This window comes from Cellvibrio sp. BR (assembly GCF_000263355.1).
Taxonomy (GTDB): domain Bacteria; phylum Pseudomonadota; class Gammaproteobacteria; order Pseudomonadales; family Cellvibrionaceae; genus Cellvibrio.
Genome location: NZ_JH668203.1, coordinates 146,127 through 169,781 on the forward strand (window position 1 = coordinate 146,127; position 23,655 = coordinate 169,781).

19 protein-coding genes are annotated in these 23,655 nt (G+C 52.1%); 10 read left to right on the plus strand and 9 right to left on the minus strand.

Annotation, left to right across the window (positions count from 1 at the left end; translation table 11 throughout):
• The first annotated feature begins 22 nt into the window (after positions 1-22).
• From O59_RS13805 to O59_RS13820, 4 genes are all read left to right on the plus strand, one after another.
• Positions 23-727 (plus strand): hypothetical protein, encoded by a 705-nt coding sequence (locus O59_RS13805; protein WP_007643775.1) that lies wholly within the window; start codon positions 23-25, stop codon positions 725-727.
• Positions 728-799: 72 nt separating this feature from the next.
• Positions 800-2,212: an amidohydrolase family protein gene (locus O59_RS13810; RefSeq protein WP_040392729.1), complete on the plus strand. Its 1,413-nt coding sequence runs from the start codon at positions 800-802 to the stop codon at positions 2,210-2,212.
• A gap of 45 nt (positions 2,213-2,257) precedes the next feature.
• Positions 2,258-3,454 (plus strand): efflux RND transporter periplasmic adaptor subunit, encoded by a 1,197-nt coding sequence (locus tag O59_RS13815; protein ID WP_007643778.1) that lies wholly within the window; start codon positions 2,258-2,260, stop codon positions 3,452-3,454.
• A 2-nt stretch (positions 3,455-3,456) separates the two neighbouring features.
• Complete coding sequence (locus tag O59_RS13820; protein WP_007643779.1) at positions 3,457-6,603, plus strand: efflux RND transporter permease subunit; 3,147 nt, start codon at positions 3,457-3,459, stop codon at positions 6,601-6,603.
• A 69-nt stretch (positions 6,604-6,672) separates the two neighbouring features.
• Here O59_RS13820 and ggt read toward each other — a convergent pair whose 3' ends face one another.
• The 3 genes from ggt to O59_RS13835 form a co-directional block, all read right to left on the minus strand.
• Positions 6,673-8,397 (minus strand): gamma-glutamyltransferase, encoded by a 1,725-nt coding sequence (ggt, locus tag O59_RS13825; protein ID WP_040392731.1) that lies wholly within the window; start codon positions 8,395-8,397, stop codon positions 6,673-6,675.
• Positions 8,398-8,681: 284 nt separating this feature from the next.
• Complete coding sequence (locus tag O59_RS13830) at positions 8,682-10,436, minus strand: alpha-amylase family glycosyl hydrolase (protein WP_007643783.1); 1,755 nt, start codon at positions 10,434-10,436, stop codon at positions 8,682-8,684.
• Positions 10,437-10,554: 118 nt separating this feature from the next.
• Entirely contained in the window at positions 10,555-11,844 is a 1,290-nt protein-coding gene (locus O59_RS13835) for a hemolysin family protein (protein WP_007643785.1), read from the minus strand.
• Positions 11,845-11,993: 149 nt separating this feature from the next.
• Between O59_RS13835 and O59_RS13840 the strand changes: the two genes are divergently transcribed.
• A complete protein-coding gene (locus tag O59_RS13840; RefSeq protein WP_050977075.1) occupies positions 11,994-12,839 on the plus strand; it encodes a PEP-CTERM/exosortase system-associated acyltransferase in 846 nt (281 codons plus the stop codon).
• Positions 12,840-12,844: 5 nt separating this feature from the next.
• Here O59_RS13840 and O59_RS13845 read toward each other — a convergent pair whose 3' ends face one another.
• Both O59_RS13845 and O59_RS13850 read right to left on the minus strand, forming a co-directional pair.
• Positions 12,845-13,900, minus strand: coding sequence for an FUSC family protein (locus tag O59_RS13845; protein WP_007643789.1), 1,056 nt, complete (start codon positions 13,898-13,900; stop codon positions 12,845-12,847).
• 9 nt (positions 13,901-13,909) lie between these two features.
• On the minus strand, positions 13,910-14,845 hold the full coding sequence (locus O59_RS13850) for a transporter substrate-binding domain-containing protein (RefSeq protein WP_050977076.1): 936 nt from the start codon (positions 14,843-14,845) through the stop codon (positions 13,910-13,912).
• Positions 14,846-15,160: 315 nt separating this feature from the next.
• Between O59_RS13850 and O59_RS13855 the strand changes: the two genes are divergently transcribed.
• Genes O59_RS13855 through O59_RS13865 form a run of 3 tightly spaced genes read left to right on the plus strand, consistent with a single transcriptional unit; the run spans position 15,161 to position 16,988 of the window.
• On the plus strand, positions 15,161-15,796 hold the full coding sequence (locus O59_RS13855; RefSeq protein WP_007643792.1) for an energy transducer TonB: 636 nt from the start codon (positions 15,161-15,163) through the stop codon (positions 15,794-15,796).
• 58 nt (positions 15,797-15,854) lie between these two features.
• Positions 15,855-16,571, plus strand: coding sequence for a MotA/TolQ/ExbB proton channel family protein (locus tag O59_RS13860; RefSeq protein ID WP_007643794.1), 717 nt, complete (start codon positions 15,855-15,857; stop codon positions 16,569-16,571).
• A gap of 3 nt (positions 16,572-16,574) precedes the next feature.
• Positions 16,575-16,988 (plus strand): biopolymer transporter ExbD, encoded by a 414-nt coding sequence (locus O59_RS13865; RefSeq protein WP_007643796.1) that lies wholly within the window; start codon positions 16,575-16,577, stop codon positions 16,986-16,988.
• 39 nt (positions 16,989-17,027) lie between these two features.
• On the opposite strand, the gene O59_RS21720 is transcribed toward O59_RS13865, so the two are convergent.
• Positions 17,028-17,171 carry a hypothetical protein gene (locus O59_RS21720; RefSeq protein WP_007643798.1) on the minus strand — a complete coding sequence of 48 codons (144 nt, stop codon included), beginning with the start codon at positions 17,169-17,171 and terminating at the stop codon, positions 17,028-17,030.
• Positions 17,172-17,324: 153 nt separating this feature from the next.
• On the opposite strand from O59_RS21720, the gene O59_RS13870 reads away from it, so the two are divergent.
• Positions 17,325-18,698 (plus strand): MATE family efflux transporter, encoded by a 1,374-nt coding sequence (locus O59_RS13870; RefSeq protein WP_007643800.1) that lies wholly within the window; start codon positions 17,325-17,327, stop codon positions 18,696-18,698.
• 66 nt (positions 18,699-18,764) lie between these two features.
• On the opposite strand, the gene O59_RS13875 is transcribed toward O59_RS13870, so the two are convergent.
• Positions 18,765-19,094 (minus strand): hypothetical protein, encoded by a 330-nt coding sequence (locus O59_RS13875; RefSeq protein WP_007643802.1) that lies wholly within the window; start codon positions 19,092-19,094, stop codon positions 18,765-18,767.
• A 343-nt stretch (positions 19,095-19,437) separates the two neighbouring features.
• On the opposite strand from O59_RS13875, the gene O59_RS13880 reads away from it, so the two are divergent.
• On the plus strand, positions 19,438-20,253 hold the full coding sequence (locus O59_RS13880) for a polysaccharide deacetylase family protein (RefSeq protein ID WP_007643804.1): 816 nt from the start codon (positions 19,438-19,440) through the stop codon (positions 20,251-20,253).
• 141 nt (positions 20,254-20,394) lie between these two features.
• Here the strand turns inward: O59_RS13880 and O59_RS13885 are convergent, their stop codons facing one another.
• Positions 20,395-21,942 (minus strand): hypothetical protein, encoded by a 1,548-nt coding sequence (locus O59_RS13885; RefSeq protein ID WP_007643807.1) that lies wholly within the window; start codon positions 21,940-21,942, stop codon positions 20,395-20,397.
• 59 nt (positions 21,943-22,001) lie between these two features.
• On the minus strand, positions 22,002-23,615 hold the full coding sequence (gene treF, locus O59_RS13890) for an alpha,alpha-trehalase TreF (protein WP_007643809.1): 1,614 nt from the start codon (positions 23,613-23,615) through the stop codon (positions 22,002-22,004).
• Positions 23,616-23,655: the final 40 nt, after the last annotated feature.

A 23,655-nucleotide genomic window follows, 5' to 3' on the forward strand; every position in this document is an offset into this window, starting at 1 on the left:
CCCCTAACAAGAGACGGAGTTTATGCTGAAAACAAGACCCACACTTTCATTTATCCAGTCACCTAACCAAACTCGCCGCACCACTTACCTGCGGCGCACAACCCTTGCCCGGCTGATGGGGGCAGTGCTACTGGGGTGCATTGCCCTGCCCGCGGCCGCGAGTAATTTCGGCTTTATGAAAAACACCCTGCCTAGCCAATTGTCTGACAGCGACATGCAGCAATTGAAAGTGGAAATTAGTACCGTACTGGAGCAAACGCCCGACAAAAAAATCACCCAATGGCAAGCACCGCAATCCAAACTCAGCGTAAAAATCCTGCCTAAACTCAGTTACACCGAAGCGGGAATTCCCTGTCGTCGCACGCTGTTAAATTTCTCTTCTGCGCCCAAAAACACTGAAACCTATGGCTTCACCATTTGCAAAAATGCACAAGGCCAATGGCAGATTAGCCAATCGCGCCTGCAAACCCTGGGTAACGAGGATCTGGCCCTCATCGAAACTCACGCCCTGCAAGCACTGAATGACAACAGCATGGGCACCCCCATCACCTGGTTTAACCCCAATTCCAAAATCAACGGCACAGTGGTGCTGGTGAGTGCGGCGCAAAAAAATCAACAGCCGTGTAAAACCCTCGCCATCAGTTTATTTGATGCCGAAGGTGTATCGCTCGAAGGGCAGTATTTGTTGTGCAACGGCGCAGAGGGTTGGAAGCGCGCCAGTTTCTAAGATTGTTAAGCGTTGCGTTTTTATCAAAATCTATCGATCAATATTGTGCTTAGTCCTATGGAGAAAATGGCAATGATTGTTCGCAACCGCTACACCAAAACCGAAATTAAAACCAAAATCGATTTCATTTTTTTAAAAGGTTTGAGCCTGGCGATACCTTTCATAATTAGCAGTGTTTTTTTCACTGGTTCTGCCGCCGCACAAACTCCGTCACCAACCACCGTGTTATTTGAAAATGTGAAAGTGTTCGACGGCAAAAGCGGCAAACTTTCTGCACCCACCAATGTGTTGGTGCGCGGCAATAAAATAGAAAAAATTTCTGCTACACCTATCCCCGTTAATAAACGTGCAGACACACTGATTATTAATGGCGAGGGGCGCACGCTCATGCCGGGGTTAATTGATGCGCACTTTCACATGATGATGACGGCTACACCCCTGCAGGTGGCGCTAAACGGTGAGCCGGGGTATTTGAATTTAATTGCTGCGCGCGAAGCAAAAAACACATTGCTGCGTGGTTTTACCAGTGTGCGCGATTTGGCCGGGCCAGTGTTCAGCATCAAACGGGCGATAGATGAAAGTTTGATTGAAGGGCCGCGCATTTGGCCTTCGGGGGCGATGATTTCGCAAACCAGTGGTCACGCGGATTATCGCAGCCTGAATGAATTACCACGTACCGCCAACAGCCATTTACATCATTCAGAAGTCACCGGTGGTGCCGCGATTGCCGATGGCGCCGACGAAGTTTTACGCCGCACCCGCGAACAATTAATGCTCGGCGCATCGCAAATAAAATTAGCGGCAGGCGGTGGTGTCTCCTCCAACTACGACCCACTGGATGTTGCGCAATATACCGAGGCGGAATTTCGCGCAGCGGTGGATGCTGCAGAAAATTGGGGCACCTATGTCACCGTGCATGCCTACACACCGCGCGCTATTCAAACCGCCATTAATGCGGGCGTAAAAGTGATAGACCACGCGCAATTAATTGATGAAGCCACCGCAAAACTCGCGGCAAAAAAAGGCGTGTGGCTCAGCTTACAACCCTTTCTTGACGATGAAGATGCCAACCCGCAACCAGAAGGTTCCGCCAATCGGGCGAAACAATTGCAAGTCACCCAAGGTACCGACACTGCATTTGCCTTGGCAAAAAAATACAACATCAAAGTTGCCTGGGGCACCGACAGTTTATTCGATGCAAAACTCACCGCGCGCCAGGGTGCGCAGCTCGCCAAAATGATCCGCTGGTACACACCCGCCGAGGTATTAATGATGGCCACCAGTGGCAATGCCGAACTGCTGGCGCTCTCCGGCCCACGCAACCCCTACCCCGGTAAATTGGGGGTAATCGAACCGGGGGCATTGGCAGACCTGTTACTGGTTGATGGCGACCCGCTGGCCGATATCAATTTGGTGACAGACCCGGAGAAAAATTTTCTGGTGATTATGAAAGACGGAAAAATTGCGAAACAAATAATGCGCTAATCCCTAGCCAGAACTATCGCCCACCACCTCAAAAGGATCGCCGCCATGCAGACCCGTGCTCTTATTGCTGCCGTGTTTTGTTTAGCTTTAGTTGGTTGTGACAAACCCGCTCCGGCGGGCCCAAGCCCGGTGCAAGTGAGTGTTCAACAACCGGAGCGACGAGCGATAGAAATTGAGCGGGATTTTATCGGCGAGGTGGCGGCCGTTGAGGAGGCGGAAATTCGCTCCAAAGTGAATGGCCGTGTGCTTTCGGTAGAGTTTGAGGAAGGCAGTTTGGTGCAGCAGGGGCAGCCGCTGTTTCGTATCGACAGCGACAGTTTACTCGCGGCTCTGAACGAGGCCAAAGCCAATGTGAGCAAGGCGCAAGCCGACCAAACCAAGGTGCTGGCCGATCAAACGCGCTATAAAACCCTGGTGGAGAAAGGCACTATTTCCCGCCAGGCTTACGACGACATTATCAACAAAGTCGCGCAAGCCAAAGCCGCACTGGACGCAGCGCAGGCGCAATTAAATCAGGCGCAAACCATGATGCAGGAGTCCGCGATTGTGTCGCCCTACAATGGCCGCATCGGGCGGGCACAAGTCAAAATTGGCGAATTGGTGACGGCCAACCAAACGCTGATGGCGACGGTATCCACCACCGAAAGCGTGCGTGTGGATTTCGCCCTGAGCGAGCGCGATTATCTGCAACTGGTGCGCCCGATTCTGGAATCCAACCAACCCCGCCCGCTGCTTCCGGTCAAACTTCTTTTGGCCGACGGCAGCCTCTACCCCGAGAGCGGTTTAATCACCTTTTCTGACCGCACCATCTCCAGCGATACCGGCACTTTTGCCGTGGCCGCCACCTTCCCCAACCCACAGGAAGTATTACGCCCGGGCATGTTTGGGCGCATTCGCGCCGTGGTAAAACAAATTGATGACGCCCTGTTAATTCCCAACCGCGCCGTGCAGGAAGTGCTGGATAGAAATTTTATTAGCCTGGTGGATAGCAGCGGCACGGTAGAACAACGGGAAGTCAAACTGGGCGCCCAGGCCAATGGTTTTGTGCAAATCATCAGTGGCCTGAGTGAAGGTGAACAGGTGATTGTGGATGGCCACCATAAAGCGCGCCCAGGCATGCAGGTTAAGGCCATTGCCATTGATAGCCCCGCTGTTATTGAGAGCGCCGCTGTTATTGAGAGCCCCGCTGTTATTGAGAGCGCTGGCCCCGACGCTGCAGTCAACGCTGCACAGGGGGATTAATCATGGCTCATTTTTTTATTGATCGCCCCGTGTTTGCGATTGTGCTGTCGCTGTTTATTTCACTCTGCGGCGCACTGGCGCTGAGTGTGTTGCCCATTGCCCAATACCCGCAAATCACCTTGCCCACCATCAACGTCAGCACCGCTTATGTGGGCGCCAATGCCGAGGTGGTACAGGAAAGTGTGGCGCAGGTGATTGAGGATAAGGTCAACGGTGTGGAGGGCATGCTGTATATGGATTCGCAATCCAACGGCAGTGGGCTCTATTCACTCAACGTCACTTTTGGGCTGGAACGCAACGCCGATATGGCCGCGGTACTCACCCAAAACCGCGCCGCTACCGCCAACCCGAGTTTGCCCGGCGAAGTGACTCAAGCGGGCGTGACCATTCGCAAACAGACACCCGATGTACTCATGTACTACGCCCTGCATTCCCCCAAAGGCAGTTACGACCAGTTGTTCCTGAAAAATTACGGCAGCATCTACATTACCGATGTGCTCAAACGTATTCCCGGTGTAGGTAACGTGAATGAATACGGCGCCGATTTTGGCATGCGTATTTGGCTCGAGCCCACCCAAATGGCCAAACACGGGGTGACCGCCAACGATGTAAGCCAAGCCCTGCGCGAACAAAATACCCAGGTGCCCGCCGGAACCTTTGGCCAATACCCGGCGCCCGCCACCCAAAGTTCACAATACTCAGCGCTGGTGCAAGGGCGATTGGTGCAACCGGAAGAATTCTGTGCGGTGATCCTGAAAAGCAACAGCAAGGGCGGTTTTGTGCGCTTGGGCGATGTCGCCCGCTGCGAGTTAACCGCAAAAGATTTCCTCTATTTCGGTTCCTTCAAAGGTAATCCCGCCGCTATTTACGCCATCAACCTCACACCCGATGCCAATGCGCTGGACGTTGCCGAGCAAATCCGCGCGGAACTGGCGCGCGTGCAAGGTGATTTCCCGCCTGATCTGGCGCTGGATATAGTCACCGACAACACCATTTTTGTGACTGAATCCATGCGCGAGGTACTCAAAACTTTTGTGGAGGCCATGCTATTGGTGCTGGTGGTCGTCACGTTATTTTTGCAAAGCTGGCGCGCCACACTGATTCCCATGCTCGCCGTACCGGTGAGCCTGATTGGTACTCTGGCGGTATTTGTGGCCTTGGGTTTTTCCATCAATACCCTCACCCTGTTTGCGCTGGTATTGGCGATAGGCATAGTGGTGGACGATGCCATCGTCGTCGTGGAAGCAGTTGAACATCACATGGAGCACAATCGCTTAACCGCACGAGACGCTACCGTCCGCGCCATGCGCGAAGTCTCGGGGCCGGTGATTGCCATAGCCTTGGTGCTCTGCGCGGTGTTTGTGCCGGTGGCGCTGCTGGGAGGAATATCGGGCGTGATGTTTCGCCAGTTTGGCCTGACGGTCGCGGTGGCGGTGTTGATCTCGGCGCTGGTCGCCCTGACCCTCACACCCGCCCTGTGCGCCATGCTGTTACGCCACAAAGACCCCAAAGATAACAGCCTGATCCAACGCTTTTTTGCCGGATTCAACCGCCAGTTTGACGCCATCACCACCCGCTATGGGCGCGGTGTAGCCCTGGGTATTCGCCGCAGTACTCTCGCATTGCTGCTACTGGTTGGGCTGGTGATCGCCACCGGCGGGTTATTCAAACAAGTGCCCACCACCTTTGTGCCGGATGAAGATCAGGGTTACTTTTTAGCCGCTGTCACCCTGCCGGAAGCGGCCACCTTGGCGCGCACGCAAGAAACCATGCGCCGGGTGGAAGCCCTGGCACTGCAAATTCCGGGGGTGGATAAAACCATTGGCGTCAGTGGTGTAAACCTGTTGGTCGGGGCGCCGCAATCCAACGCGGGATTATTGGTGATCCGGCTTGAGGATTGGTCAGAGCGCACCACGGCGGAGACCTCACTGCGCGCGATTATCGGCAGTTTCTACGCCCAGGCGCAGGGGATTACCGAGGCACAGGTGCTGCCGTTTAACCCACCAGCCATTCCCGGGCTATCAGCCACCGGCGGCTTTAGCATGATGCTGCAGGATAAATCCGGTAAAGGTGCCAAAGCGCTGGAAGAAGTCGCCAATAATTTTGTGGCGGCGGCGCAACAACGGCCGGAAATTGGCTCGGTATTCTCCAAACTGCAAACCTCCACCCCGGCTATTCGTATTCATGTGGATCGCGAAAAAGCAAAAAAACTCGGGGTGCCGCTATCAGAGGTATTCTCCACCCTGCAGGCCATGCTCGGCGGTTTACAGGTGAACGACTTCTCGCGGTTTGGTCGCACCTATAAGGTCACCTTGCAAGCCGACAGCGCCTTTCGCGACAACACCGAAGCACTGGGGTTGCTATTTGTGCGCAGCAACCAGGGCCATATGGTGCCGCTCTCCACGTTGGTCAGTACCGAAAAAACGGGCACGCCGTTTGTGCTAAAACGTTTTAACGGTTACACCGCCGCCGAGATTGGCGGGAAACCAGCTACAGGTTTCAGCTCTGGAGAAACCCTGGCAGCACTGGCCGCCGTAGCGGCGGAAACCCTACCCGAGGGCTATGGTTTTGAATGGGCGGGGCTGTCGCGGCAAGAGCAGGAAAGTGCGGGGCAAACCGCACCTATTTTGGCCCTGGCGCTGGTGGTGGTATTTCTGTTCCTCGCGGCACTCTATGAGAGCTGGGCGATTCCCTTTGCAGTGCTCTTGTCCCTACCCTTCGGAATTTTTGGTGCCATGTTTACCCTGTGGATTACCGGCGCGCCGGGGTCGGTTTACACCCAAATCGGTTTGGTATTGGTGATTGGCCTCGCTGCCAAGAACGCCATTTTGATTGTGGAGTTTGCCAAAATGAAATACGAACAAGGCCAAGCCCTGCGCGATGCAGCGCTGGAAGCGGCACTGCTGCGCCTGCGTCCAATACTTATGACTTCTTTCGCGTTTATCCTCGGGGTCGTGCCTTTGGTTCTGGCCTCCGGTGCCGGTGCTGGCGCGCGGGTAACCTTGGGGTTAACAGTATTTGGCGGGATGTTGGTTGCGACCCTGCTGGCGATTTTTATGGTGCCCCTGCTCTACTGCCTGGTGCAGGGACTGGCAGAAAAAATCAGCGGAAAACCCAGGTTAGCTAAACCCGCGACAGCGGAGCATTAAAGAATAAGCGCGCCGCGCAGATGAAAAAATCCGCGCGGCGCACATGAGTCGCTGAAAACCTTACAGAAATTATCGCCCGCTGTTTTGTTCAATCACCCGCGGTTCGGCCACGGGAATCAATTTGCCATCGCGCAATTCAATCGCCTGTGAAGCCCCCATGCGCGACCAGACTTTCAGGTCGTGGCCTTTTTCCTGCAACGCTTCCTGTACCGGTTGCGGCATGCGCGCTTCCACAAATAATTGATTCGGGTTCCACTGCTGGTGAATACGTGGCTGTGCCATGGCTTCCGCCAATGGCATATTGTCCTGCAGGCGATACAGCAGCGTTTGCACTACTTGCGAGATAATCGTGGGCCCACCCGCCGCGCCGAGCGTCATCACCGGTTGGTCGCCTTTAAATACCAGCGTCGGGCTCATGCTGGACAATGGGCGTTTTTTTGCAGCAACCGCGTTCGCATCTGACCCCACCAAACCAAACGCATTGGCTGCACCCACCTGCGCAGAAAAATCATCCATTTGGTTGTTGAGCACCACACCGGTACCGGGAATAACGACCTTACTACCAAAACTGGTGTTTACCGTGGAGGTAATGGCAACCCAATTGCCGTGCAAATCTGCCGCGGCGATATGGGTGGTGTGTTTGTTCATCAGGTGCTGGATATCCACTTCAGGATTGCCGTGGGTGATCGCGGCCGTGGTTTTTTCCAAACTGATTTTTTGGGCAATGCTGCGCGCGTAATTTTTATCGGTAAGACCGCGCGGCACACGGGTGAAATCCGCATCGCCCAACCAATGGGCGCGATCGGCAAAGGCAAATTTCATCGCCTCGGCAATCAGGTGATAGCGCTCGCTGGTGGTGGTTTTTTCCAAATCAAATTGTTCAAGAATATTCAGGATTTGCGCCACATGGGTTCCGCCGGAACTGGGCGGTGGAAAACCATAAAGGGTGTAACCGGCAAATTCGGAAACGATTGGTTTGCGCATTTTGATTTGGTAATTGGAAAAATCTTTGCGGGTGATCAAACCACCATTTTGCTGCATCCAGCGCTCGGTTTTGCGCGCAAAATCGCCCTGATAAAAATAGGCTGACCCCTGCTTGGCAATCGCACGATAAGTATCTGCCAAATCCACCTGACGCAGTTCACTGCCAGCCACCCAAGGCTGTTGTTTAGCATCCAGATAAATCGCGGCACTGGCAGGAAATTTCGCCAAATTAGGCGCGGTTGCTGCCAATCGCTCCGCGAGACTATGGGACACCACAAACCCCTTATCCGCCAACTCGGCGGAGGGCAAAATTAAATCCCGCCAGCGCAACGCAGCACCCAATTGCCGCAACTTATCCAACGCCAATACCGAACCGGGAACTCCCACGGCCAACGCACCGGTGCGGCTCAACTCCGGATTAGCCTTGCCATCCACCAAAAACATATCGCGTGTTGCCGCCGCTGGCGCCATCTCACGCCCATCAATCGCAAGCACCCGCCCATCGGCCAAACGCACCAGAATAAAACAGCCACCACCAATGCCCGAGTTATGGCCATCCACTACACCCAGTGCAAAGGTTGCTGCAATCGCCGCATCCAACGCATTACCACCGCGCGCCACCATATCCATCGCAATCTGCGTGGCATAGGGGTTCACTGTCGCCACCGCCACCTTGCCGTCAGCACTGACGCGGGCGTAGTCATTTTCCGTAGAGTGTGATGGTAATTTTGTTTCAGCGGTACTTGCGGCTGTCGCAGAGGCGTAAATCAGACAACTCAGGGCAGCAAAGGTAAATAGCCAGTTCTTCATCATTATTTCCTGGGCAATAACAAACAATCAGAGGGGAAAAGCTAACCCAGCATACAAGCATGCCAACAACGACGGCAAATAAGAAAAGTTAATACCAAGAAATACCGCGCAATAAACAGCGATAACGCGTAGAAGTGATGAAGGAAAGGAAAATATAAGGTAGGCCCAATAACTCGGTCTAAACAACTGGATCTAAACCATTCAATCTAAACAATTCAACCTAAACAACGCAGCCTAAACAACAAGCGCAGAATTTTTTTATGAATTCTGCGCCCGAGAAAAAATTAAAAAATCAACGCCTCCGCCGGTTGTAAGGTAATGCGTTCAGTCAGGTTGATTTCCTTGCCGCTGAGTTTTTCGGTGCGTGCACCTTGCAGTGCGATGGGGATTTGTACCTCGGCGGCTGTGCTTGAATTTAAATTAATCACTACCCACAGGCTGCCGGTCTCGCCAATTTTTTCTACCAGCCAAACATCCTGATTATCCACCGGGTAATAACGGATTTCGTCCGGTTGTTTGAGGGTTGGGTTGTTGTTGCGCACGGCGATTAAACGTTTGTAGTGATTGAGCAGGGAATTTGCGTTGGCACTTTGCGCCGCGACTGATAAGCCTTTGCCTTGCAGCCCTTGCCAATAATTGGCAAACCAGCCTTCGTGGTTTTGCACCCAGGGGAACCACTTGCCTTGATCCAACCAAAAATTGGCGGTGCTATTAAAACCGGCGGAGGGCTCGTCGTTCCATTGCATAATCGCGCGGCGGTATTGATCATCGCCGGTTTTGTATTGCGACATACCAATTTCTTCGCCGTAATACAGGTACAAAGTGCCAGGAGTTGTCATTAATAAACTCGCGGCAATTTTTGCTTTGTTCATATCGCCGTTGAGCGACAACATGATGCGGTTTTGATCGTGATTGGTGAGGAAGGGTGAAAAATAATTCATCGGTGCGGCCGCTTTGCGCGCTTGCAAATTGGCCCACAGATTTTCGCGATTTTGTTGCATGGCATTATTGCCGAGGGTGCCGAAATCTGCGCTTTGTTTAACCGCGGGGTTGAGGATATCAACCACCATGGTGCCAAAATCAAAATCAAAAGCGGAGTCCAAACCTTTGCCGTTGTCGCGGTATTTGCCGATGGTATTTAGATCTGCCCAAGCTTCGGCAACTAACATGGCATCAGGCTTTATGGATTTCACGTGTTGGGTAAAAATAGTCCAGTAGTCGATAGTGCCTTGGGTATCCGCTTGCAATGGATAACCGCCCTCTTCCACCGCATAACGCACTGCATCCAAACGGAAACCATCCACACCTTTTTCTAACCAGAAAGTGGCGAGTTTATTTAATTCATCGATCACGACTTGTTTGGTGAGATTTAAATCCGGCTGGCTGCCACCGAAGGCGCCGTAATAATAGGCTTTGCGTGTTTCATTCCAATGCCATACCGCCGCCGGGTTGGATTCGCTCGACCAGGGCTGGCCCCAACCGCTTTCGGGGCGGTCGTCGCGCCAAATAAAATAATCCTCGTAACCCGCTTCTTTATTGGCAGATTTAATAAACCAATCGTGCTTATCGGAGATGTGATTGAGCACTAAATCCAGAATCACTTTGATGTCGCGCTTGTGGGCTTCGGCGATAAAGTTTTCAAACTCTGCCATGGTGCCGTAGTCGGATTCGACGTTGTAAAAATCCTGAAAGTCGTAACCGTGATAAGAAGGCGCTTCAAACACCGGCGTCAGCCAAATACCGTTCACCCCCAACCCTTTCAGGTAATCCAGCTTGCTGGTCATGCCGTTGAAATCACCGCTGCCATCGCCGTCGGCATCCTGAAAAGAGCGCGGCCAGATCTCGTAAATAATGGCGTTATGCCACCAGGCATTGGCATCTTCATTAATCACAAGGGATTGATAAGCCGCACTGCTGGCAGTTGCACTGGTGGGCGTTTGGTTAAGAAGTTGGTTTTGATTGGGGGGAGTGGAAGTACCGGATTCGGAACAACCAGCGAGCAGGCTCGCAGCAATAAACAGGGAAAGCAGGCGTTTCATGAAGTGGGCTCCATTGGGTATTAGCATTATGAGAATGAGCTTTGTGAGTAAAGCCCATTCATAACACCAGTGCCAAGCCCTGCTTTGCCCCTGCGCCTATGAATACGTATGCGTCAGCTTAATTATCGTCTTCCTGGTCGATTTTACAGGCGAGCACCTTGTCGATGCGGCGGCCATCCATATCCACAATTTCCAGCTGCCAGCCTTGCAATTGGGCTTTGTCGCCCGTAGCGGGCATGCGCCCAATCAGCAACATCATCAGCCCGTTAAGAGTTTGGTAATCACCCTCGTCCGGCAGTTCGGCAAGCTCAAGGCAGTCTTTAATATCCAGCACTGGCAGCATGCCATCGAGCAGGAAGGAGCCGTCATCGCGGCGAATAATAAACGCGTCCTGATCATCTTCACTGATAAATTCACCGGTGAGTGCTTCCAGCAAATCCTGCAGGGTGACTATGCCTTTCATATCGCCATATTCATCCACGACAAACACCATTTGGCTGCGCGAGGAACGGAAGAACTCCAATAACTCCATCGCCGTGAGCGATTCCGGCACTACCTGGCAGGGTTGCGCCATAGTCGCTAAATCCACTTGATTGCCGCGAATGGCTTCAGCCAATAACTCTTTGGCGTTGATGATGCCAATTACATTGTCATTTTGTTTGGTGCACACCGGAAACCGCGTATGGGGCGATTGCATAACACGCGCATAGTTGTCCTCCAGCGACAAAGCGGTATCCAGATAGATGACATCCGCGCGCGGCACCATCAGTGACACAATGCTGCGCGCTTCAAGACGCAGTACATTTTTCACCATGGTGTGCTCTTGCTCCTCCAATATGCCCGAGCTTGAGCCCTCATCCAGCATCGCGTGAATATCCTCTTCAGTAACCTGATGCCCCTGCATTTGGTGAAAACCCATAATGCGCATTAAATAACGGGTGGACATAGAGAGCAGCGCGACAAAGGGTTTGGTGAGGATCGCCAATAACTGCATGGGTCTTGCCATCACGCAGGCGATGCGCTCGGCACTGAGCTGACCGATACGCTTGGGCACTAACTCGCCCACCACAATGGATAAATAAGTGACCACCACTACCACCAAAATGGTGGCGAAGTTATCGCTAATATTGGTGGGCACACCGAGGGTTTGCAGCCACAGGGCAAAGGGTTCGGCGAATACAGACTCCCCAAAAATACCGTTCATGATACCGATAGAGGTAATACCGATCTGGACGGTGGAAAGGAACTGGGTGGGCTCTTCCGCGAGTTTTAATGCAGCCGCCGCCGATTGGCTGCCCTTAGCCGCCAGAGCAGTAAGGCGGGACTTTTTTGCCGTCACTATGGCAATTTCCGACATGGCAAATACGCCGTTAAGCACAATAAGACCCAGCAGTACAAAAAATTCCATAAATGCCTACTAAAATATTCATAAATAGTGGAGCCTTTGGCGCCACTCTGTTACAAGAGCGGGCGAGTATAGCACTCATCAATTTAATCGATGCAGTGCTACGCTGTAGCCATTTCCCGTTGATTCACTATTCCCGTGCCAAGGATTTTATGAAGACGCAAGCATTGCCCAGCCAGCCGTTAGAGCCGCAAGCTACCCCTACAGACACAAGTGCACCAATCACCAATAAAAACCCCGCCGGAGCGATTGACCGCGAAGATGCCATGGCAATTGCCAAGCACTTCTCGCAGTACCTCACGCCACAATTGGCGCTGAGCGAGACGCTGAAGCACGAGGTTTATCAATTGCGCCACAAAGTCTATTGCGAAGAGTTGCATTTTGAGGACACCAAACCCGAACAAATCGAGCAGGATGAATTTGACCAGCGCTCGGTTCACTGTGCCATTCGCCATATCAAAAGCGAACAACTGGCAGGTACAGTGCGTGTCATCACCACCAAAAGCAGCGATGATTTACTGCCACTGCAAAAATACTGTGCACAGGCTGTAACCCACGAAAGCCTTGCCCCCCACAACTTTTTACCCCATCAAATTTGTGAGTTGTCGCGCCTGGCCGTACCCGCGCTGTTTCGCAAACGCCAATCCGACCAGCAGGAAGGTGCAGCGACCGGGGTAATCAATGAAGAGACATTCTCCGCCCACGAAATGCGCGCGTTTCCCTACATTGCGGTGAGCCTGTACTTATCTGCCATGGCGCTGTGTCACAAAACCCGCCGGGTGCATATTTATTTGATGATGGAGCCGCGCTTGGCGCGCAGCCTCAAATTTGTAGGGATTCACTGCACTCAGCTGGGGCCGGTGGTGGAATATCACGGTCAGCGTGCCGCCTATTATGTGGATGTACGCGAAGCGCGCCGCACACTAAACCCCGGCTACCGCAAACTGCTCAGTTTTATCGAAGCCGAGCTGTTTAATCACACACTGGTTAACACCTGAATATTTTAGGAAGAACAGCGACACAACCGCATCAACCAGCGCTCCATCCGCTCAAATGCGGTTGGGTGATATACCACCCAACCGCCAATCAGCCCCAGCAAACTGCCCAAGACAATATCCAACAAGCGCGCCCGCAATAGCACCTCAGGCACCCAATTCACAGCAGTCGCCTCTGCAAAGAGTACGGTCAACGGCGTGATAAAAATCACCGCGAGGCCGTAATTGCGCATCACTAAAAACTCCACAACAAAGGTCAACAGCATTATTAAGAGTGCGATAGCTACAGGGTTAAGTGGCAGCGTGAATAACAGTGCAGCCAAAACCAGCCCGAGCGCCGTTCCAAACACTCGATGCAGCTTGCGCTGCACCACCATGCGGAAACTGGCACCTTGCATAACGGCAGCACAGGAAATAGGTACCCAATAGGGGTTATCCAGCGACAAGGCAATTGCAATCACATATGAAGTGGCGACAAAAAAGGCGATGACACCTGCTTCCAGTATCAGCGCAAAAGGGCGCACCACAGTGGCTGCAGCGGGAGCCTCCTGCGGCGGATAAGCGCGCGGAAGAAGGCTGTAAAACAACGCCAAAAAGCAGGAAAACCCCGCACCGGCAGCGACCAACCCCGCGCGCAGAGGCAACTGGGCAACACCAGAGGGTTGAATAATACCAATCACCGCCACCAGGATAAAAAAGAAACTGCCCGGCGGTGCTACAGCGTAAAACCGGGTGATAAGTGTGGCGCCAAACACCGCCACAAAAAGCGCCGCTGTCGCCGTATAAACGCTAAAACTGGCACCGAGCCCCAAGGCAAAACAGGCAACTAATCCCAGAGAACACCAAAATAAGCGGCGCATGCGTTGCAACAATGGCAGCGGTTGGATATACAAAAACACCATGGCTCCCATCGCCGCCAAAATAGCCAGATCCACGCGCCCAAGCAGTGCCCCAACCAGCGCAGGAACACCCGCCCCCAGCGCGACCATAAACGGAATATGCCAAGGGCGATTGGCGGTTTTTATCTGGATCAAGGTTTGCAGCTGGGAGGGGAAACCGGGCACATAAACTCCTTAGTCGAGGAAGCTGGGCACCTTTTGCAGGTGGGCGGGCAGCAGCGGGTTGTGCAGCACAAAGTAGTCCCCCTGCTGCTGTTTGATCAAGGCGATTTCAGCGGCAAAGGTGCGCGTAAACAACTCATCAAATGAACCATCGGACTGGGCAATGCGCAACCCCTCCTCCAGGCGCTGGGCCAATTCCGACTCATGAATGCTCACATAAAACACAAAAGGCAAAGGAAAATAGAGCAAAGGGCGCTGTGCCACTACCATCTTGTAGCCCCGTTCAGCCTGACTCTCCAGTAGCAGTGGCGCCTCCACAATACTCATGGGGACATAGTCATAGCGCTTGGCGTTTAACATCGCCAGTACATTGCTGATATTGGAGCTGTCTTGCACCTGATAGCCATTGGCGCGATAAACATCCGTATCCACCCAGCCACGCACTTGCCCCGCCACGAGACGTTTTAAGGCAGATACCTGGGTGATGGCGGCAAAACGAGCCTGATCCTCGCTCCGGACAATCAAGTGACGATACCCCAGCAAGCCTTTATAAAGCGGGATATCAATCCGGATAGCAGGATCAGCGCTTCGCCCCACCGACTGACTCACCCGCCGCCAAGGGCCGACCTGCACATTGATTATTTTCCCCCGGCTCAGCTCGCGTCGCACACGGGGCGTGGAGAATTCGGCTTTTACGCGCAGGATTTTGAATGCACCATGACTGCTACGGGTTTTATCCAGCGCCAGCCGTAACAGCTGCACCTGATAATCATCGCGCTTGGGGGTTACTCCCCAATCCCAATAGCGGTATTCCATGGTTTCTTTGGTGCCCGGCTCGGTATTCGGCTGGGCGCTGACCAAGGGCGCGCCCAGTGCCAACAGCACTAATAGGCCGTAGCCGACAAGGGCATGGTTAGAGAAAAAATGCTCTCGATTGATTTGACTCATAACGGCAAACACAATTTTTTATTAGCTTTATATACAAACACAGGGGGCAAGCACTGATCGCGACTGCTGGGTAGGTTAACACCCGCAGGCCGCATTTACCCTTGGCTGGATGGTTTTTTATTTCTTAAAAATCCCGCTAAATCAAGCTTTTAGGAATAAGAACAGCCAGAGCCTTCACCGGTAACCCAGCCAATTGATCAGGCAATCGCTCGCTTTCTTTGACTAAACAGGAGTTTATATTGCCTTTACATTTGAGAAGAATTATCATTAACACTGTTTTGTTATTTAACCCTTGCCAAGGCTAGTGCTTCGTTGATGTCGTCCAAACACAGCTCACTGATTTCTCTTCTGCTCGTTGCTGGTGTGCATCTGGGAGCATTAGCGGCAATCGTTTTGTCCGCGCCTGAACCCGCGCCGGTGGAGATAGTTCAACCCACTATTCAAGGTGTGATTGTGATGGCGGAACCAGAGCCAACGCCACCACCGCCCGAACCGCTCCCGCCACCACCACCCCCGGAAAAAAAGCCGGAGCCAACGCCCAAGCCAAAACCCAAACCGCTGCCCAAAGCACCGCCGTCCGAGCGGGCAGTAAAGGCACCCGAACCAGAACCACTACCGACTCCACCGGTCGCACAACCGGCTGAACCCAAACCGGCAGCACCTGCACCCGTAGTGCCACCGCGCGCCGATGCCGGGCAAATCAGCAACCCCGCACCAGCCTACCCCAGCCTCTCGCGGCGTTTACGGGAAGAAGGGCTGGTGGTGCTTGAAATTCTCATTCGCGCCGACGGCAGCGTCGGCGAGATAAAACTGAAAGCCAGCAGTGGTTTCAAACGGCTGGATGAAGCGGCGATCAATGCTGTGAAACGTTGGCGTTACCAACCCGCCACCCAGGGCGGCCAAGCCATCGATTTCTGGTACGAACAGCCACTCGAATTTAATTTGCACTGATTGTTTTACTCGGATTGCCACAACTGATTTTTACTTCTACCGCTACAACGAGGTTTTTATGGATTCACCTTACGGCATAGCTTCCATTTGGGCACAGGGCGACGCACTGATCAAAGGTGTCGCAATTATTTTGCTCGTCATGTCCATCGCCAGCTGGTGGGTAATTGTGGTGCGCGCCTGGGGCCTGTGGCGCCTGCGCAGCTCGGCTCAGGGCTTAAACGATTTCTGGCACGCCCAAAGTTTTGCCGAGGGTTTGCGCACCTTGGGGGAAGATCGCACTACTCCATTTCGCCATTTAGCCGAAGAAGGCCAGGCGGCGCTGGATCACCACAGCAACCACAAAGATGACTTGCACGGTCACTTGCCGCTCGCCGAATGGCTCACTGCCTGCTTGCGTGGTTCTATCGATGAAAGCGCCGAACGTTTACAGCGTGGTTTGGCGGTGTTGGCGTCAGTGGGATCTACTGCGCCGTTTGTAGGTTTGTTTGGCACCGTGTGGGGTATTTACCATGCGTTGGTTGGCATTGGTGTATCGGGTCAGGCGAGTATCGACAAGGTAGCCGGCCCGGTAGGTGAAGCATTGATCATGACCGCCTTTGGTTTGGCCGTCGCCATTCCAGCGGTGTTGGGTTACAACGCCTTAAACCGCGCCAATAAAGGTGTACTCAACAAGCTCAACCGTTTTGCCCATCAGCTGCACGCCTATTTCATCACCGGCAGCCCGATGCAAAACAAAGGCACCATCACCAAACTTACTCCGCGCAAAGAGGGTTAAGCCATGGCATTTGGTGGAGGTCTCGACGACGATAGCGAAGTCATGAGCGAAATCAACATGACGCCCTTGGTGGATGTCATGTTGGTATTGCTGATTATTTTTATTATCACCGTGCCGGTATTAACCCATTCGGTAAAAGTGGATTTACCGCGTGCCGACAATACCCCCAATGAATTAAAACCGGAAACCATCAGCCTTGCCGTCAATGCCGACGGGGCGATTTTCTGGAACGAAACCCAAGTCAGTTTTGAGGATTTGGAAGCCCGCCTCACCGCTGAAGCAAGCAAACAACCGCAACCGGAAATTCACATTCGCGGCGATAAAGCGGCGGCCTACGAACATGTGATACAAACTATGGCGGCGGTGCAGCGAGCGGGTATTTTAAAATTAGGATTTGTCACCGAACCCGGCAATTAGCCGGGTTTTTATTTTTAGCGGGCTTAATGCTGTGCGGGGCTAATGCGGTGCAGGTTTAGGTTGGCCATCGTCCCGCCAAGGTTTGCCATCGCAAGTGGCATAGTGCGGGCAAGTGTCCATACAACCCCGGCAGGGCAAATGCACCGGGGTATTATTTTCGGTGGGGCTGACTGGCTGCGACATGTTCTCTCCATTATCTATTTAGGTGGGTTATCCGGTTATACGCAAGTCGCCGCCGTTTAGGCGCATATCCCTGCAGTTATTCTTCGCCCAACTGATATATTCACTCGACACCCTATCAATAACTCACCTTTCCGTTGAATAACATCTCACCCAATGAATAACACCACTGCTTCAGATCACCCACAGCCAGCCCCGCTGGTTAATACCCGTCACAGCGCGATTATTCGCTTGGCGCTTCCCATTATTCTCGCCAATGCCGCCGTGCCCTTGCTGGGTTTAGTGGATACCGCCGTGATCGGCCACAGCGGCACCGCTGCAGATTTGGGCGCAATTGCGCTGGGTTCGCTGATTTTCAGTTTTCTCTTCTGGGGTTTTGGTTTTTTGCGCATGGGCACCAGCGGTTTTACCGCCCAGGCGGCGGGCGCCGGTGATTACCGCGAAGTGCGCACGGCTTATGGACGAGCGCTGCTGCTGGGCGTTGCAATTGGGTTGCTACTGATCTTGCTGCAGTACCCGTTAAATCTGCTCGCGTTTTGGTTGTTGGATGGCAGTGTTGCCGTTGAGCAAGCCGCGCAGGTTTATATGCATACGCGCATTTGGGGCGCACCAGCCACACTCGCCACCTACTCGATTATGGGCACGCTGATTGGCCTTGGGCACACCCGGCAATTACTCTGGCTACAACTGCTATTAAATGGCATGAACTTAATTCTGGATGTGGTTTTTGTTGTGGGGTTTGACTGGGGGGTGCGCGGCATAGCGCTAGGTACGGTTATCGCCGAATGGACTTGTGTGCTAGTGGGCGCGGGGGTTCTTTATCGGGTGCTACGCAAACCGCAAACGGAATCTTTTTTTATCTGGTCACATATTTTTCAGCGCAGCGCATTAGTCAGCACCTTAAAAACCAATAGCGACATCATGTGGCGCACGCTGTTTATGCTCACCGGTTTTGGTTGGTTCGCCAATCAAGGGGCGCAATTTGGCGATACGGTGCTCGCGGCCAACCATATCCTGTTACAGTTTTTGTCCTTTGCGGCGTTTTTTCTGGATGGTTTTGCGTTTGCGTTGGAGTCGCTGGTAGGTAAAGCCATAGGTGCGCGCAATCGCCAGTTGTTTGATCGCGTGATTGTGGTCTCCACCCAAATTGCTGCTGCCTGTGCCGCCGGATTAATGCTTTTATTGTTGCTGTTTGGACCGCTGGCGATTAACGCATTGAACCCGCATCCAGCCATCCAACTGCAAGCGCAAACTTACCTGCCCTATGCCGCTACTTATGTGTTGTTGTCATTTATGGCATTTCAGCTGGACGGGATTTTTATTGGCGCCACCGCCAGCCGCGCCATGCGTAACGCGGCGCTGGTATCGCTGCTGATATTCCTCGCTGCCGCGTGGCTGCTCGTTGAATGGGCTGGCAACCAGGGTCTGTGGTTGGCATTTATTCTCTACGTTATCGCCCGCGCACTTGCGCTCGGGGCTTATTTACCGGCGTTGCGTCGGCAGTTGCCACCCACCGCAAGCACCGGCTAACGAGCCCGACTAACAAACTCGGTTAACGATCTCGACTAAAAAGTTACGCTTTATAAAAAATACGCATCAACTACTGACTTGATGCTTTTGCAGGTGTTTCTCCAACAACTGCATAAAGCGCGGCTCGGGGCCGATATCCTCATACAGCGGATCACCCATTTCATCGGTGGCGATCACTCGATTGCCCTGCACATAGGGAAAACTTTCCTCCACCATATTTAACGCGGCGGATAAAAGTTCACGAATTAATTGCTCCTTGGTGCGTTTGGGGTACATCTCCGCCAAAGCATCAATACGCGCCGCATCTTCAATGGTGAGATGCACATTGTAGGTATCCTTGGTCAGAATCCCCTGCGCCTGTTTTTCCCACTCGCTAACCAAACCTTTTAACGACATATATCTGCTCCTTTTACTGCAATTAAGAGAGAAACAATTGTTCGCTGCCCAGACTGAACGGTAAATGAACTGTGAGGCGCAATGTGAGGTGTACCCTGCGTTGTGTCATGTATTGAGTGTAGTCCACCGATTGTCATTAACGCCCTGCGCACGTAAAAAATCCTTACAAATATTCACATTAGCCCAGTGACAAAATGGCAACCTACCGTAGCAAATTCAACCGACAGCAGCTATGGTTAGCAACACAAAAACAATAATCGCCATCCGCTAAATAGGTTCAGCCGCACCCACAAAAACAATCACCTTAGAAACATTCACAATAGAAACAACAGAGACAAAAACAATGACGAAAAAAATAATTCCTTTAGTTGTCAGTCTGGGGCTGGCTTTCGGCAGCCAACTCACTCTCGCGGCAGACAAAACTTTCAAATGGCCAAACGGTGCCAAGGCGGCAATAAACCTGGCCTATGACGATGCCCTACCCTCGCAGTTGGATAACGCGATCCCGGCGCTGGACAAATACGGCTTAAAAGGTAGTTTTTATTTAACGCTGGGGGCAGACACAGTTGCTACGCGCATGGCTGACTGGCGCAAAGCAGCGGTGAATGGCCATGAGCTTGCCAACCACACACTGTTTCACCAGTGCTCACGTAAAGGTGCCGGGCGCGAATGGGTTCATCCGGAAAATGATTTGGACAAGGTCAGCGCTACCCAACTCGCCGCACAAATTCGCGTAGGCAATATTATGCTGCATGCGATTGATGGCAAAACCGAGCGTACTTTCACGACTCCCTGCGGCGATTTAAACGCAGCCGGCACGCCCTATTTACCCTTGGTAAAAAGTGAATTTGTTGCGGCCAAAGCCGCGTTTGGTACTGTGGTGCCGGACATGAAAACCCTTGACCCCTACGCGGTAGTAGTGGCTACCCCGGCCGAGGTAAGTGGTAAGGAATTAATTGCACTGGTAAAAGAAGCGGCTGCAAAAGGCACCATGATGAATTTCACCCTTCATGGTATTGGCGGCGATCACCTGAGTATTTCTAATGAGGCGCACGAAGAATTGTTAAAGTATCTCGCGGACAATAAAGATATTTATTGGACCGATACTTTTATCAATATTATGAAGTACGTGAAAGAACAACAGAAAACCCTGAATTAAATTCTATCATCCACCACATCCGCTACAGCGAAATCGCGCACACCAAACAGATTGACTCTACTGGTGTTCGCGACTGAAAAAACACACTTACTTCATCGTCCTACCCGCGAACGCGGGTATCCATAAAAATCAAGAGCTTAATTAAACTTCCAAAAATAACTTTTCTTTGCTGGCAATTAATAATTCATGCACCGCGCTGCGTTGATTATTGGCATTGAGCTTTTTCATCAACTCGGCATATTCCTGTAAGCGCCTGTCACCATATTCATAAGCTTCACGCTCAACTAATTTATAATTTTCAAACTGCTGACGCTCGGTTTCTTTATTGACTTCTTGTTCCATCCAGAGATTATTCACCCGGTCACCCGTCATGGATAAAATGCGGCTATTATCTGCAGTTTTACGCTCATGCACATAGGTGTAATTAGCACCCAACATATCCAGCGAGTCATTAGGGGTATGTTCAAATTTGCTGTAACTAAAGTCGTAACGGGTATTTTGTTTTATCAACAAATTATCACCGTTTTGCTCGGTACGAGTCTGTTGCTCCAGTGTCAAACTCATCGCGGCCACTTGTGAGTAATAACCCGGGTTGTGATACACCGGAGAGCGAAAGCTGGCCGTAAAATCCGGCATGCCGGAATCAAATGCGGCGATGGCTTCTTGCGCAGCATCACTCTCCGTATCCCCTTCAGCAATAACAGATTTTAAAAAACTGCCAAACACTGAATTAAACGCATCCAACATAAACCGCTTGGAAGCATTGGGAGCTGCACTTTCGTCGCTTGCCTGCGCGATTAAATCCAGGTATTGCTGTAGCACATCGCGTTCAAGGTTTGGTGTGCCCGCCAAACTTTGCAACTGGCTGGTGATATTGACGCTATAACCCTTTACATCCTCTGCGCGCAGGGTTTGGGTTTGCGCGACCTCATCCACACTGAATTCATAACTGTGTTCAACGTAGGTATCCGTCGCAGGATTGAAGCGCTGCAAGGTGAAATTGAACCCGGTAATAAATTGGGTATCAACATCTTTTAAGCCGCGCAGTTGGGTAGTGTCGGCGCGAAAAAATTCATCGCCCATAGCCCCCAATTTTTCCATTAAGGCGGCCAGCGCTTTTTGTTCGCCTTCTGACAAATCGCCATCCACAACCAATGAAAACTCCATCACTGAAGTGCCATCGCGAATATTATTGCGGCTGAATTGGATATTGATGCTATCGCCATCTTTCGTGCGCAGATTCAAAAATACTGACTCAATGCGCTTGCCTTTCGCGGCGGAGAAATCCGGGGAAAACTTATCGACAGCGACCTTAGGTGGTACGCGAAATTGACGAACCTCATTGCGATATTCACTGGTTTCGCGGCTCAGTGCCGCAACCTGACTAAACAGGCTGCTCACGGAAAATTTGGCTTTGTTGTCTTTGATTTGCGTAAGTGAATTCACCAGCGCCTGGTTCGCGGCCTGGGCGGCAGCACCGGTGTGGGATTTGTCGCGCACATAGGTCGCAACCACCATGGGCTCGGAATAAACCGGCGGTGGGTCAATCACCGGATTAATGGTGACAATCGCAGCGGGCGAGCCTACCGCTTCAGGTGAGACAGGCGCCGGGGTTGGGGCCAATGGCGCCGTGGTAACGGGGCTGTTACGGGATATAGCATCAGTCAGATTCAGGACAGAAATTTCCATGGGATAGCATCTCCATTAATTCCCTATGCTTATCGGCAGATATCCCAAAAACTTTTGCCTTATTCCGCCAACAATGCCATTAACACGCCATTCGTCCAGCCAAAACCGTCCTGCAACTCGTATTCGCCGCCGCCGCCGGGTAGGTGAATATCGTAAACGTTATATTTCTCTACCAACTTACCGGTAGTGTGGTAGACCTCGCGATTTAAATTTACCCAGCGGGATTTAACCTGATCCGCAGTGTCGTAGTGTTGGTAGTGGCGCAGACCTTGAATCGCCAACCACTGCAGGGGTGCCCAGCCGTTGGGGGCGTCCCACTGCTGACCGGTGTTGGCCAGTGTGGTGGTGAGGCCACCGGCTTGTAAAAAATCCTGCGCGATTTTTTGTGCAACTTGATCGGCCATGGACTGATCCACCATGCCGAAATACAGTGGAAAAATGGCTGCGAGCGACAGCACTGGCGTTTGTTGTTGCGCACTAACATCGTAGTCGTGAAAAAAACCGGTTGTTTCATTCCAAAAATATTTCAATACAGCCTGCTGACGCTGCCCAGCCAAACGCAAAAATTTATCGGCTTCAGCGCGATTACCTTCCAAGGCATAAATGTGCGCTAACATTTTTTCCATATTAAACAGCAGCGCATTGAGATCCACCGGGACTATGTCAGTGGTGTGAATAGTTTTCATGTCCGCAGGATTTTTAAACCAGCGGCTGCTGAAATCCCACCCGGATTCCGCTGCCGCGCGCACATGGCGATAAAGCTCTGCTTTGTTCGCACCTGCGCCTTCCGCCAGTTCATAGTCTTCTTTGAATGATTCCGGCCGCGGTGCGGCTATATCGTCCCAGTAGCGATTCAATACACTGCCGTCGGCCATGCGCACCACGCGGCGATGAGCAGGTGCAGCTGCCGTTAATTGCAACGCTCCGCTCATCCAGAATTCATATTCTTTAACAAGCGATGGCAAATACTGCGCATAGATTTTTTCGCCTTTATGCTGCGCCAATAACTCGACCATCAATGCAAAAAAGGGTGGTTGTGAACGGCCTTCGTAGTATGTGCGGTTGCCATTGGGAATAAACCCACGGCTATTAATCAGGTAAGAAAAATTATTCACCATGCCTTCAATTAAATCCCAGCGACCAGAAACCTGCAGGCCAAGCATAGTGAAATAACTATCCCAATAATAAACTTCGCGAAAGCGCCCACCGGGCACCACATAGGCATTGGGTAGCTGAATTAAACTGCCATTGGTATTCACGGCAGTATGGGGTTGGCGCGTCAGCAAATCCCAAAGCTGGCTAATATGCTGTTCCACCGGTTGATTGATATCACTTTTAAAATCGGCGGCAACCCCATGGGGTAATTCAAAATGTTCACGCACGAATTTTTCCAAATCAAAATCCGGTTGTGTTTTTTGAGTTTGGTACAGCGCCGCAATTTGCGCCATGGGTTGATGAGGAATGCTATCCACAAAGGTTTTGGAGTCGGGAAACAAATTGGATAGCTGAATTTCTTTAAACATAATTGCTTGGTTGCCATCGACAGAAGTGAAAAGAATGGACGATGTTGCGCTTGTCTGCTGGGTAGAATTTTGCGCTGATGGGATTTCATTGTTGTCACTACAGGCCATCAGCAATAGTGCCAGTAGCAAGCCGATAATTGCTGGTTTCATCGACCACTCCGTGAAGTCAAAAAGGGAGCCGGCCTTGGGC